Origin of the sequence: Muricoccus radiodurans (genome assembly GCF_050154705.1) — a bacterium.
GTDB classification, from domain to species: domain Bacteria; phylum Pseudomonadota; class Alphaproteobacteria; order Acetobacterales; family Acetobacteraceae; genus Roseomonas; species Roseomonas radiodurans.
The window spans coordinates 2274199-2287851 of record NZ_CP189561.1; the positions used below are offsets into that span (position 1 = coordinate 2274199).

Below are 13653 nucleotides of genomic sequence, written 5' to 3' on the forward strand. Positions count from 1 at the left end.
CGTGGCCCGGAGCCGGCCAGTTGCAGCCCGAGGACCAGGCGCGCCGGCGTCCGCGCGGCGCCGGTTCCGCCCGCTCCTCACCGAAGGGGCACCTCCGCCAGCGGCGGACCGAAGCGGCCGGCCGATATAGGCATGGCACCCCGGCCATAGAACCTTTAGAGAACGCCCGAAGGGCCCGCATGACCGACCAGATCGTCATCACCGAGAAAACCAGTCAGGCGAAGGACGTCCGCGCCGCGGTCGGCGGTCGCTACGGGGCGATTCTCCCGGCCGAGGGCCACCTGTTCGATCTCGTGGAGCCGGAGGATGTCGTCCCGGAGTGGAAGCGCTGGTCCCCGATCCTGCTGCGTCCGGACGGCCTGTACGGGACCAAGCCGGCATCGGGCGGCAACAAGGCTTCCAAGCTCCAGGCCATCCGGGCCGCACTGAAGGCCGCCCGGACCGTTTGGCTGGCCACCGACTGCGACCGGGAAGGGCAACTGATCGGGCAGGAGATCCTGGAGCACCTGAAATACCGCGGCCGGGTCATGCGGGTCATCTTCACGGCCCAGGATCCCCAGACCATCCGGGATGCCTTCGCGCGGGCGAGGCCGAATACCGATTACGCCCGCCTCTACGCCGCGGCCGTGGCGCGCCGGCAGGCCGACCAGATCTACAACCTCTCCCTGACCCGCACGGCGACGGTGACGCTCGCCCGGGGTGCCCGGACCGTCATCGGCGTGGGCCGGGTGAAGACGCCGACCCTGGCCATCGTGTGCAAGCGGGAGAACGAGATCCGCGACTTCGTCCCGCAGACCTATTTCGAGGTGGTGGCCACCGCGGATGCGGCGGCCGGCTCCTTCCGGATGCGCCACGCGCCGAAGGAGCGCCTGCTCGAGCGGGAGGACGCGGAGGCGGTCGCCGCGCTGGCGGAGGGGTTCGAGGGGCCGCTCTCCGTGAAGGTGGAGGATAAGCGGCAAGGGCCGCCGCGCCTGCATGACCTGCCCTCGCTACAGAAGCTCTGCGGCTCCCGGTTTGGCTGGTCGGCCGCCCGGACCCTGGAGGTGGCGCAGCAGCTCTATGACGGCGAGGGCAAGAAGGTGATCACCTACCCCCGCGCCGAGACGCGCTACCTGCCGGAGAGCCTCATCCCCGACGTGCCCCGGATCGTGGCGGGGCTGCGCGCCGGTCGGGCCTACGGCGAGGTTCCGGTCCCCGATCCGGCGGTGATCCGACGCGGCGCCGGCGGGCCCTTCCACGACAAGGGTCTGGCCGGGGCCAGCCACCATGCCGTCATCCCGAACGCGAACACGGTGGAGACACTCCGGGAGGTCTGGCCACGTCTGTCGGCCGATGAGCGGAAGCTCTTCGACGTCATCGCTCGTTCCTATCTGGCGGCGATGATGCCGGATTTCCGCTACCGGCAGACCACCGTGACGCTGGATGTGCGCGGCCATGCCTTCCAGGCGAGCGGCCGCCAGCCGATCGAGCTCGGGTGGCGCGCCGCCTTTCCGAACTGGACGCCGGCCGACGAGAAGGGCGAGGAGGCTCAGCTGCTCCCTGCCCTTCGGAACGGCGAGGCCACCCGTTTGCACGACGCCCAGGTCGAGGACAAGGAGACCCGCCCGCCGCCGCGCTATAACGAGGGCACGCTCATCGACGCGATGCAGAACGCGTGGCGCTTCGTGGCGGATGAGGCGCTGCGCGACCGCTTGAAGGAGGCGAAGGGGATCGGCACGCCGGCGACCCGGGCAGAGATCATCCGCAGCCTCAAGGCGCAGGAATTCCTGGCCGTCGATGGCAAGCACATCGTCCCCACGGAGCGCGGCCTGTCGCTCCACGCGATCCTTGAGCGGGCCGACCCGGCCCTGGTCGATCCCGGGGTGACGGCACAGATGGAGCGACTGCTGGACGAGGTGCTGGTGGGCCAGCAGGAGATGGCCGGCGCCATCGACGCGGTCTGCGCCCAGGCCAGCCGCATCATCGGCCGCCTGAAGGAGGGGACGCCGCCGCTGGATCCCGCCCTGCTCGCCGGCTCCTCCCGCAAGCCCGGCGGAGATCGGGCGCCCACCCCGGCCATGAGGGGCTTCGTCGAGAGCCTGGCCCGGCAGAAGGGCCTGAAGACCCCGCAGGGTTACAAGACGTCCGGTTCGGCTTGCCGGGCCTTCCTGGACGAACATGCGCCGAAGCGGCCTCCCGGCGTGGTCGAAGGTCAGGACAATCCTGGCCAAGCTCCATCGCAACCCGGAGGCGCGGCGCGGTCCAAAAAGGGTGCGGCGCGGCGGAAGGCGACCACTGCCGGAACGCGCGCCCGCGGTGAGCCAGGAACCGCGAAGCGGCCAAGCGGAGGTCGGAAAAAGGCACCACCGTCGGAGATGGCCGAGGGCGGCACGCCGCTCCGCATTCCGTTCGGCAACAAGGACCTCGCCCTCAAGCTCGGAGCACGGTACCGCGCGGGGGGATGGTACGCGCCCCCGGGCCTGGACATCAGCGGTTTTCGCGATCGTGGATGGGTGTAGCTGACGAGGCGTGTGCCGGTCCTGACGGCCATGTCGGCAGGTGCTTAAGACGTCTTTTCCGTCACGGATAGGCGTCAGAGTTCCTTGGCCGTGGCCACATTCGTTTGGATCGTCGGTGGACATCCGTTAGTCCACCTGCATCTCTTCACTCAGCCCCTGCGATCCCGCCGATCCGCGCAGACCCACGCGAAGGCCGGTTCCTCCGCTCGGCGGCGCTTCAGACCCAGCCGCCTTCCCGGCGCACGGATCCGTCGCTATCAGGAGGGCAACGATCAGGTCTTGGGGGGAAGAAGCGATGCTGAGAGTCGTCGTCGGGCTGGCCTGGATTGCCCTCGTACCGGCGCTCGCCGGTGCGCAGAGCCTGACCATGGCCGTGGGCACGCCGATCACCAGCCTGGATCCCCACTTCCACAACCAGGCGCCGAACAACGCCATGGCGGACGTGGTCTTCGACTCTCTCGTCCGGACGGACGAACGGGTTCGGCTCATACCCGGCCTCGCGGAATCCTGGCGACCGCTGGAGGACGGAGTCTGGGAGTTCAAGCTCCGTCCCGGCGTGACCTTCCACAACGGCCAGCCCTTCACGGCCGATGATGTGGCCTTCACCCTCGCGCGCGTGCCGCAGGTGCTGAACAGCCCCGGCTCCTTCTCCGGCTACACGCGCCCGATCCAGCGGGTGGAGGTGGTGGACTCCCTGACGGTGCGGATGCACATGGGCGGTCCCTACCCCATGTTGCCGACTGACATCGCGAACATTCGCGTGCTCAACCGCGCGACGCACGCGAACGCCACGACGGAGGACTTCAACGCCGGCCGCGCGGCCATCGGCAGCGGCCCCTATCGCCTGCGCGCCTACCGCAACGGCGATCGGGCGGAGGTGGAGCGCAACGACGCCTGGTACGGGCCGCGTCAGCCCTGGCAGAACGTGACGATCCGCTTCGTCGCCTCCGATCCCGCGCGCACCGCGGCGCTTCTGGCGGGGGACGTGGACTTCATCGATCAGGTGCCGACCGGCGACCTCGAACGGCTGCGGCGCGATCCCCGCGTGCATCTCAGCGAGGTGGTGGGGCTTCGGATCATCTTCCTCGCGCTGGACCGCAGCCGTGCCGGCGCCACGCCCTTCGTCACCGACAATGACGGCAGGCCGATCACGTCCAATCCGCTGAACGACCGGCGCGTGCGCGAGGCGCTCAGCCTCTCCATCGACCGGGGCTCCATCACGGAGCGGGTGATGGAGGCCGCGGCTGTGCCGAGCGGGCAGTTCCTGCCGGAGGGCGCCTTCGGCCATGTTCCGGGCCTCGCCGCCCCGTCCGCGAACCTCGTCCATGCCCGCGCGCTGCTGGCCGAGGCCGGCTTCCCTCAGGGCTTCCGCATCACCCTGCACGGCCCGAATGATCGCTACGTCAATGATGCCCGGATCATTCAGGCGATCGGACAGATGTGGACCCGTGCCGGCATCCGCACGACCGTCGAGGCCCTGCCCTGGGCCGCTTACATCCCCCGCGCCAGTCGGCAGGACTTCTCCGTCTTTCTCTGGGGTTGGGGCAGCGTGAGCGGGGAGGCCTCCAATCCGCTCCGTGCCCTGACCGCCACCTTCGACCCGGCGCGGGGCTGGGGTGCCAGCAACCGCGGCCGCTTCTCCCATCCCGAGCACGACCGCCTGCTGGCCGAGGGACTGCGAACCCTGGACGATGGACGGCGGGAGGCCTTGTTGCAGGCGGCAACGCGCGTGGCGATGGAGGAGGTCGGGATCATTCCGCTGCACATTCAGAAGAACGCCTGGGCGATGCGCCGCGGCCTCACCCACGTCGCCCGGGTTGACGAGATCAGCCGTCCCCAGGACATCGCGCCCGCGCGGTGAACGGTCTGCGGCACTGACGGATGCAAGGGCGAGCGAAAGGGATCTGCATCGGCCTCCGCTCATGCTGAATGGAGCCGTGGCAACCGGACAAGGCATGGCGTTGCGGGGTTTCCCCCCATGCTCACCCGGGCGATGGCGGGAGGTGGCAAGACATCGCCGCCAGCCCGGCCTGAGCACCGGAGCATTCTCTTGCATCGGGAGTGTCTGCTAGGCTCTCTGGATGCTGCCACGGTGAGAGACGTGGCCCGCTCCCAAGCTGGAAGGCTCTGAAATGAGCGACAGGACTGAGTCGACGGCCGAGTTCCGCCCCCATAGCTCCCATTGGGGCGTCTTCACTGCAGCCATGCGGGACGGCGCACTCCTGGTTCGCCCTCACCCGGGCGACCCCGATCCGAACGGCATCCTCGACAACTTTCCCGCCGCCCTTCGCCACCGCGCCCGGCTGGAACGACCGATGGTGCGACGCGGCTGGCTGGAGCATGGGCCGGGCCCGGATCGTCGCCGCGGGCGGGACGAATACGTCCCGATGTCCTGGGACGCCGTGCTGGACATGCTCGCAGGAGAGTTGCGCCGGATCGGCGCGCAACACGGACCGGGCGCGGTCTTCGGCGGCTCCTATGGGTGGTCCAGCGCCGGGCGCTTCCATCATGCCCAGAGCCAGATCCACCGGTTCCTGAACACGACGTTCGGCGGGTACGTGGCCTCCGTCAACAGCTACAGCTCGGGCGCTGCGTCTGTCATTGTCCCCTACATCCTGGGCAACTACGAAGAGCTGACCAAACACAATGTCACTTGGGACCAGGTGGCGCAGCACAGCGACGTGGTGCTGGCCTTCGGCGGCATGGCCCTGAAGAATGCCATGGTCGCCGGCGGCGGCATCAGCGAGCATGTCGAGCGCGGCGCCATGCAGGCGGCCCGCCGGCGCGGCTGCGACTTCGTCCTCGTCGGTCCGCTGCGCAGCGACCTGCCGGAGGAGTGCGGCGCCGAGTGGATCGCGAACGTCCCCGGCACGGACACCGCACTCATGCTCGCGCTGGTGCATACTCTTGTGTCCGAAGGACTGCACGACCAGGCATTCCTCGATCGCTACACCGTGGGCTGGCCGGTCTTCGAGCGATACCTGCTCGGGACGGCTGACGGTCAGCCGAAGGACGCCGCCTGGGCGGCGCCGATCACCGGCGTGTCACGGGACAGCATCCGCGCCCTCGCTCGGCGACTGCACGGACGTCGCGTCCTGGTGACCGTGGCGCATGCGCTTCAGCGCGCGGAGCACGGCGAGCAGCCCGTCTGGATGGGCGCGGTCCTCGCGGCGGCGCTCGGCCAGATCGGCCTGCCCGGCGGTGGCTACGGCTACGCCCTGGGCGCGATCGGCTACTACGGGCGCCGCGGCAACGCGGTGCCCGGCCCCACCCTGTCCCAGGGACGCAACAAGCACGGCAACTACATCCCCGTCGCGCGCATCGCCGACATGCTGCTCAACCCCGGCACGACCTATCGGTACAACGGCCAGACGCGGACCTACCCCGACATCAGGCTGGTCTACTGGGCCGGCGGCAACCCGTTCCATCATCATCAGGACCTGAACAGGCTTCGCGACGCCTTTGCCAGGGTGGACACCTTGGTGGTTCATGAACTGGCCTGGACCGCCACGGCCCGCCACGCCGACATCGTACTGCCCGCCACCATGACCCTCGAGCGCGAGGACATTGGATACAGCTCGCATGATCCCCTGATGGTGGCCATGCACCGCATCGTACCGCCCTACGGCGAGGCGCGGGACGATTACGATATCTTTTCGGACCTCTCGCGCCGCCTCGGCACCGAGCATGCGTTCACCGAAGGCCGGAGCAGCCGCGAGTGGCTGCGCCATCTCTACGCTCGGACGGAACAGGCGCTGCGTGAGCAGGGGATGCCGGCGCCGGATTTCGAGGATTTCTGGGCCGCAGGAAGCCTGCACCTGCCGCAGGCGCCGGACGATGGTGGACCCTGGCGGGCGTTCCGCGAGCACCCGCTGGCCAACCCGCTGCCAACACCGAGCGGCCGGATCGAGATCTTCTCCGAGACCATCGCCGGCTACGACGAAGAGAGCTGCCCTGGCCACGCCGCCTGGTTGCCGCCGGAGGAGGTGCCCAAGGCCGGGACGCCGTTGCACCTGATCGCCAACCAACCCTCGACGCGGCTGCACAGCCAGCTCGACTTCGGAGGCCATAGTGCCGCAGCCAAGCACCGCGAGCGTGAGGTCGCCACGATGCACCCCTCGGATGCGGCGGCGCGCGGTATCGTTGAGGGCGACATCATCAGGTTGTTCAACGCCCGTGGCGCCTGTCTCGCAGCGGCGCGGCTGTCGACCGACATCCGCCCCGGCGTTGTCCAGCTGCCCACCGGCGCGTGGTACGATCCGGAGAGCCCGGAGGAAGACCGGTCGCTCTGCGTGCACGGCAACCCGAACGTGCTCACGCGCGATGTCGGGACTTCGGCCTTGGCCCAGGGCTGCACGGGACAGCTCACCGTGGTGGAGGTGGAACGCTTCACCGGGAACCTGCCGCCAATCCGGGCCTTCGACCCGCCGACGACGTCCGATCTCTAGGTCAGAGGCGTTCAGCGACGGGCTTCCTGAGCAGTTCAGTGTGGAAGGGCCTGGGCGCCGTGCCAGGCTCTTCGGCACTGCCCTTCAGGTCGGCGGATCGGGACCGATCCCGCATTCGACGGCACAGTCACTCGGCGGTCGCTGGCACCCTCAGGCCGTTCAATGTCTGACGCGCTTCGGCCACGATGTCGTCCAAGCGGCGAAAATCCATCAGCATGACCATCTGGTGCCGCTCCTCGCCGCCGGTCGCCAGCGGCAGCACCTTGGGCCGGAACGCCTCCAGCGCCTCTATCGCTTTCCGGAGCCGAGGAGCGAGTTCAGCATCTGTCTCACAGGCCCGCACCAGCAAGCAGACCGCGGCACAGAGCGTCAGCCCCTCCACATAGATTGGCAACAGCCGGAAATGGCCCGATACGGCCGATGCCGTGACGGCGGAAACGCCTGCCGGCGGCGAATTCACCAAGGCCATCAGCGCCTGCATCTGGTTCATCGCGGTGGTCTTCTCTGCGAGGAGCTCATCCAGCCGCGCGCGGTCCAGCCGCAGGTCCTCGGCGCGGGACCTGTCCCACTCCGATAACGAGTGCTTCCGCTCCATGGTCCACCAGGCCCGGCCGACGCTGCGGGGGAACATGCTGCAATCCGCGAAGACGAAGTCGTCGATGTAGAGCGTGCGGCTGATCACCCCCCACGTCTTTGCCATGATGCCGGAGAGCCACGGTGCCGCGGCTGGGTCGAGGCCCTCCTCCCGCAGCCAGGTGGCGCAGATCGCCTCCGTATCCGGCGTGTCTCCCTTGGACAGGGCGGCGGCGGCGATCAGGTTCATCGCATTCGCCGTCTCCAGTACCCAGAGGTCATTGATCCGCTCCCATTCGATCCGGAATACCCCGCCGGTCGCGCCGGCAGCGACGGCGTGTCGGATGCGGCGCTCGATATCGTCCCGCACGAGGCAGGGCATCAGCCCCCAGCCGTAGAACTGGCCGAGCACATCATATTCGATCCAGAGCGGCCGGTCCGTCCGGGTCACCGCCGGATTGTCAGGGAAGGTCGGGTAGAAATCGTGCGGCGTGACCTTGGCGCAGAGGATGATGTCGCGCGGCAGCCCCTCCAACGCCTTCAGGAGCGGCCCGTGATCCTTCGGCCGATAGGCGAAGTCTCGCACGGCCAACGGTTTGCCCGCGGCCGAAGCGGGGCGGTGCAGCGCGGCCAGCAGATCGCGGTACCAATCTTCCAGCTTCAAGCTCTGGCAGCGTTCGCAGCGGCACTTGCCCTGGGCCGGGGAAGCGCGGCCTTCCGGCGATCCCGGGCTGACGATCAGTCCGGCCACGTCCGGAAAATCGGCGAAGAGCTCCCTTGTCCGCGCCTCCACGAACTCGACCCAGAAGGGGTCGGAGGGACAGACCACCCCGTCCCGGATCAGGGAGGGCCGCATCTCCAGCACCTCGTCCGGGAAGGTCAGCTCCTTGATCTCCAGCCAGACGGGCACGCCCCGCTTGTCCGCCAGCCGCAGCACGTGGTCGAGGTAGACGCGATTGTTCTGGATCGCGTTCTCCCCCCGGCGCGGCGGAGCACCGGACCAGGCGGCATAGGGGTCGAAGAAAGCGCGGGGAAAGAGTACGGCGTTGAGCAGGTCACCCTCGTGCAGCACCAGGGCGGTCATGTCCCGCCGCCGCACCTCGTCCAGTGCGCGGAGGATGTTGCCTCGGTCCCACATGCGGTCGCCATGCAGCTCCAGCCCGCGGAAGGAGAAAGCCATCGAACGGGTTCCTATTTGATCGCGCCGGCGGTCAGGCCGCTCAGCAGGAAACGGTGCAGCAGAAGGGCGAAGAGAAGGATCGGCAGGATGGTCAGGAAGCCGCCGGCGGCGATGATGCCCCAGACGAGCTGCTCCTCCGTCTCCGCGTAGGACATGAGGGCCACGGGGGCGGTGATGGCGCGGAAGTTCGTCAGCACCAGCGGCACGAGGAAGGCGTTCCAGGTGTCGATGAAGCAGATGATCCCGACCGCCCCCATGCCCGGCGCGGCCAGCGGCAGCACGATGCGGAAGAAGGCACCGGGCAGGGAGCAGCCATCCAGCGTTGCCGCCTCGATGAGCTCCGGCGGCACGGAGCGGAGGAAGCCGCGCATGACCCAGACCACCAGGGGCAGGCGCACCGCCGCCTCGAAGATGATCAGGGTGACGACCTGATCCATCATCCCCAGGAAGCGCACGGCAATGAACAGCGGAATGATCGTGGTGATCGGGGGAAAAGACTTCGGCAGCAGGATCAGGAAGAGGAGCTTCTTGCCGTGCCGCAACTCCCCTCGTACGAAGACGAACGCCATCATGGAGCCGAGCGCGACCGCGATCAGGGTGGAGCTGCCGGCGACCACAATGCTGTTCCAGTAGTAGCGCGCGAAGTCATCCTCCAGCAGCAGCTTCGTGTAGTTCGCCAGCGTCGGCAGAAAGAGGAAGCGCGGCGGCTGCTCCATCAGGATGGCGTCGGGTTTCAGCGAGGTCAGCAGCATGTAGGCGACCGGGAAGATCGCCCCCGCGGCCAGCAGCAGGCCGCACAGCCCGTTCAGGACCGCCCGTCGCCAGCGCCGTCGGCGCGGCCGCGCGGCCGGAAGGGCGTCAGTCGTAGCGGACATGGCGCAGATACACCGAGTACAGGGCACCGACGAGGATCACGCAGACCGCGATCTGCGCCCCCGCGAAGCCCATGTCGAAGAAGGTGAAGGCGGATTTGTAGATGTGCAGGCTGACGGTCTCGGTGGCTCGCCCCGGCCCCCCGCCGGTCATCACGAAAGGCTCGGCGAAGATCTCGAAGGCCTCGATCCCCCGCAGGATGCAGGCGACGATCAGCGCCTCCCGGACCATGGGCAGGGTGATCAGCCGGAAGCTCTGCCACGGCGAGGCCCCGTCCACCTCCGCCGCCTCGTACAGCTCTCCCGGAACGGTCTGAAGCGCCGAGAGCGACAGCAGGAACATGAACGGCGTCCAGTGCCAGATGTCCGTCATCAGCACGGCCAGGAAGGCCAGCACCGGATCGCCAAGCCAGTCCACAGCCGGGATGCCCAGCAGCGACAACGCCCAGTTCAACGGCCCGATCGCGTTGTGGAACAGCACGTACCAGATCAGCCCGACCACCGCGGGGGTGATGACCATCGGCATCAGCAGCACGGCCCGCAGCGGCGTCCGTCCGCGCATCTCCCGGCTCATGAACAGGGCGATGGCGAAGCCGAGCACCAGCTCGATCGTGGTGGCCAGCAGGGAGAACAGCACCGACCGTCCCATAGCCGCCAGGAACGGGCCATCCTCCACAATGTTGAGGTAGTTCTGCAGCCCGACAAAGCGTGGCACTGGGTTGCGTACCAAGTTCCAGTCGGTGAAGCCGAGGAACAGGGTGATCGCCGCCGGCGCCAGCCGGATGCCGACAAGGTAGACCAGCCCCGGCACCAGGAAGGCCCAGAACAGGAGCCTCTGTTGCGACCGCATCGCTCCGCGGCGCCGAGGGCGCGGGGTCACGACGGTCCCTGCTGTGGCGGCCGCCTCGCTCATGCGGCGATCGCGGTGCCAGACCCGACCCGGCGCGAGAGGTCGTTGTGCAGCGTCCGCAGCCGCTCCGCGCTCAACAGGACATAGACGGTGTAGCGGTCATCGGTCGTCTCGAAGGCTGCGTACTCGGCGGCCAGCGACAGCAATTCTGCCTGTGCCGCGTTGAACAGTTCGCGCGCCTCGATTGCCAGGGCTGGCGGCTGCGGCACGGAGAGCACTCGGGCCAGCATCAATGCCCGTCCCACCGCGCGGTAGCCTCGAAGATAGCGGCGACAGATGTCGAAGCGCGTGCGGAACTCGGCCAGCGCCGTAGGTCGCAGGCCGGGCGGCGGGTCGTCCAGCGCCCGAGCGGATTCTGCCAGGATCTCCAGCGCCTCGTCCCGCTCGGCCAGGACCTTGCGCAGGTTGGCCTCCGTCGGCGCCAGGGCGTCGTTCTTGGAATGATCCCAGTCCCGCAGGCTGTTCTTCTCCTCGGCCAGCCACCAGGCGTGGTCGAAGCCGACGGGAAAGGTGCTGCTGTCGTTCAGCACGCAATCATTGGCGTAGAGCGTACGGCCCACCGTGTCCCAGCTCCGCCCCAGCAGCCGGTTCGCCCAGACACCGCAGGCCGCCCGGTTCTCCGGCGTGTCGGCCTCCAGCATGCCCTCCTTGGCCATCCACTCGCCATAGATCGCGGTGGCAGGCGCGGACAGATCCCGTCCCAGGGCGGCCCCGGCATAGAGATTGGCCAGGTTGAGCGTGTGGAAGCAGGAGTGGCTGTCCAGGCTCTCCCAGTCCGTGCGGAAGACCAGCCCTTCCACCCCGGTCGGCCGGGCGCGTTCCAGCCGGGCGCGCCAGTCCTCGATCAGGATGGCCGGCGCGATGCCCCAGCCGAAATACTGCCCCATGCAGTCGAACTCGAGCCACTGCGCCCGGTTCCCCACCCGTCCGATGCGTGGGTTATCCGGGAAGCTCGGATAGTAGTCGTGCGGGGTGTTCTTCAGGCTGACGGCCACGTCCGGCGGCATCTCCTCGAAGGCCGCGGCGAGATCCTCCTGTGCGCCTTTCGTGAAGACGAAATCGCGGACCACCAGCCGGCGCCCCGCGGCAGTGATCGGGCTGTGCATGGCCTTGATGAGCCGGCCGTACCACTTCCGCGGTGTCATATCCCGACAAAGTTCACAGCCGCAGCGATTGGCAGCGATGGAAAGGCGACTCTCGCCCGTGCCGGGAGCCGTGATCACGCCCGCCAGACCCGGCAGCTCCTGGTAGAGCTCCGTGTACTTCGCCTCAACGAACTCGAACCAGAAGGGCTCGCTCGGGCAGAGCACGCCGTCCTTTCGTAGCTCCGTCCGGAGCTCCAGGAAGATCTCGTGAAAGAAAAGTTCCTTGTTCTGGAACCACACCCGGATGCCCTGGCGCGCCGCCAGCTCGATGATCCGGCGCAGGTATTCCCGCCGGTGATAGTGCCCGCTGCGCCGGGCCGGCGTGTAGCGGTAGAGTTGCCGGTGCACGTGGTTGTAACGCTCAAAGATGTTCGTCTCGTCGCCCGTGGCACCGAAGTAGCGCGCCGGCCAGACGATCCGGTCCACGATGTCCGTGCGATGCAGGATCAGCGCGTTCATCCCCTGGTCGGCGATGAAGTCCAGCGACCGCCGCACCTTGTCCAGATCCCACACCGTGCGGCTGTGCATCTCCAGCGCGCGGAGGTCGAACGCCATCATAGGGTCATCCCAGCTTCGATCGTCGCGGTCAGCGGGGCCGTGACCCCGCCGCGTGTCAGTTGGCGGTGCGCAGTGTGGCGAACTCGGCCGCCAGGGTCTGCTGTGCCTTGCGCAGCTCGCCCTCCGGCGCAGCGCCGATCAGGATGGCGGCCATGGCCTCCGCCATCACGTCCCCGATCTTCGAGGCGCGGAGGATGCTTGGGAAAGGCATGATGTCGACATCGGTCATCGCGTCGACGCCCTGCTCCGCCACCTGCAAGAGATAACGGGTCACCGGCTCCCGCTCCACCAGGGCATGCAGCGCCGCCTCCTTGGAGGGATGGTAGCCCGGATGGCTGCGCGTCATCGCGGTCTGCCGCTCCGCCGTGCTGGCGGCCTCCAGCAGCTTGAAGGCCGCCTCCGGCTGCCGCGCCCGCCCGAACAGGGATACCACCGGCGGGCCGGAGCGGAAGGGATGCTTCCGCCCCTTCGGCGCGCCGGGGACGGAGGGCGGGAAGGTGAAGCCGAAGACCTCCGCCGTCAGCCCGCTGCCCACCCGTTCCAGGGCACTCTGGAGCCGGTCGAAGTAGTCGATGTTCAGCGCTCCGTCGCCGCCGGCAAACATCGCCGCGCTCTCGCTGGAACTCATGTTGATATGGGCCGGCGGCAGGAAGGGGACGAGGGAGCGGTAATAGGCCGCGGCCTGGATCGCTTGCGGGCTGTCCACGCCAGGCTGCCCGCTGGCGGGATCGTAGATGTCCACGCCGAAGGCCATCATCACGTTCTCTACCCGGTGCCAGAGGAAGGTCCCCTTCCGGTTGGCGAAGATCGCGCCGTAGAAGTCCTTGTCCAGCGTGCGGCCCGCCAGCCGCTGGCCACGGCGACGGGTGAAGAACTCCGCGACGTCCCGGAACTCGGCGTAGGTGTCCGGCGCGCGCAGGTCGTAGTTGTAGCGCGCGCGGAAGGCGGCTTTCTCCTCCGGGTGCTCGATCAGGTCGCGGCGATAGGACATCGCCTGATCGGACGTGCCGACCGTCAGCCCGAGGATCTTGTCATTGTAGGTGACGGCCTTGCGCGCCGCGGGCGTGAAGGCATCCCATTCCAGCAGGGCGGGATCGGCCTTCTGGCGGATCAGCGGTGTCATCTCTCGGATGATGCCGCCCGAGAACCACTCGTACATCCGCTGGATACCGCCGCAATATACAAGGTCCCAGGTATCGGCACCGCCGGTGAAGTCGATCACGACCTTCCGCTGCAACTGGTCCGTGGTGATGAAGCGCGTCTGCAGATCCACGCCCCAGCTACGGGCGATCGCGGCCATGGTGTCGGCCAGCGCAGATTGATGCGTGTTTCGCGCGGTCAGGAATCGCACCTGCTGCCCGCGATAGGGCGACTGCCCCTGGCCCCAGGCCGCCGGCGCCGCCGCCGCTGCGAGCCCGACCATGCCGAGCCCAGCCCGCACCACCTCGCGCCGTCGCATGGCCATGGCA

8 protein-coding genes are annotated in these 13653 nt (G+C 68.3%); 3 read left to right on the forward strand and 5 right to left on the reverse strand.

Features of this window, described 5'->3' with window-relative positions; all coding sequences use genetic code 11:
• Positions 1-179: 179 nt before the first annotated feature.
• The 3 genes from ACP6CK_RS11195 (at position 180) to ACP6CK_RS11205 (ending at position 6946) form a co-directional block, all read left to right on the forward strand.
• The gene (locus ACP6CK_RS11195; RefSeq protein ID WP_426958973.1) at positions 180-2498 is read left to right on the forward strand and encodes a type IA DNA topoisomerase; all 2319 of its coding nucleotides are present in this window, start codon (positions 180-182) and stop codon (positions 2496-2498) included.
• A 295-nt stretch (positions 2499-2793) separates the two neighbouring features.
• Positions 2794-4359 carry an ABC transporter substrate-binding protein gene (locus tag ACP6CK_RS11200; RefSeq protein ID WP_426958974.1) on the forward strand — a complete coding sequence of 522 codons (1566 nt, stop codon included), beginning with the start codon at positions 2794-2796 and terminating at the stop codon, positions 4357-4359.
• Between the two features lie 271 nt (positions 4360-4630).
• Entirely contained in the window at positions 4631-6946 is a 2316-nt protein-coding gene (locus tag ACP6CK_RS11205) for a molybdopterin guanine dinucleotide-containing S/N-oxide reductase (protein ID WP_426958975.1), read from the forward strand.
• A 127-nt stretch (positions 6947-7073) separates the two neighbouring features.
• On the opposite strand, the gene ACP6CK_RS11210 is transcribed toward ACP6CK_RS11205, so the two are convergent.
• Genes ACP6CK_RS11210 through ACP6CK_RS11230 form a run of 5 tightly spaced genes read right to left on the reverse strand, consistent with a single transcriptional unit; the run spans position 7074 to position 13649 of the window.
• A complete protein-coding gene (locus ACP6CK_RS11210; RefSeq protein WP_426958977.1) occupies positions 7074-8699 on the reverse strand; it encodes a hypothetical protein in 1626 nt (541 codons plus the stop codon).
• Between the two features lie 11 nt (positions 8700-8710).
• A complete protein-coding gene (locus tag ACP6CK_RS11215) occupies positions 8711-9574 on the reverse strand; it encodes a carbohydrate ABC transporter permease (protein WP_426958979.1) in 864 nt (287 codons plus the stop codon).
• Positions 9558-10451 carry a carbohydrate ABC transporter permease gene (locus tag ACP6CK_RS11220; protein ID WP_426958980.1) on the reverse strand — a complete coding sequence of 298 codons (894 nt, stop codon included), beginning with the start codon at positions 10449-10451 and terminating at the stop codon, positions 9558-9560. Before ACP6CK_RS11220 ends, ACP6CK_RS11215 begins: the two co-directional genes overlap by 17 nt.
• Positions 10452-10480: 29 nt before the next feature.
• The gene (locus ACP6CK_RS11225) at positions 10481-12184 is read right to left on the reverse strand and encodes a hypothetical protein (RefSeq protein ID WP_426958981.1); all 1704 of its coding nucleotides are present in this window, start codon (positions 12182-12184) and stop codon (positions 10481-10483) included.
• Positions 12185-12239: 55 nt separating this feature from the next.
• A complete protein-coding gene (locus tag ACP6CK_RS11230) occupies positions 12240-13649 on the reverse strand; it encodes an ABC transporter substrate-binding protein (protein ID WP_426958982.1) in 1410 nt (469 codons plus the stop codon).
• Positions 13650-13653 lie beyond the last annotated feature (4 nt).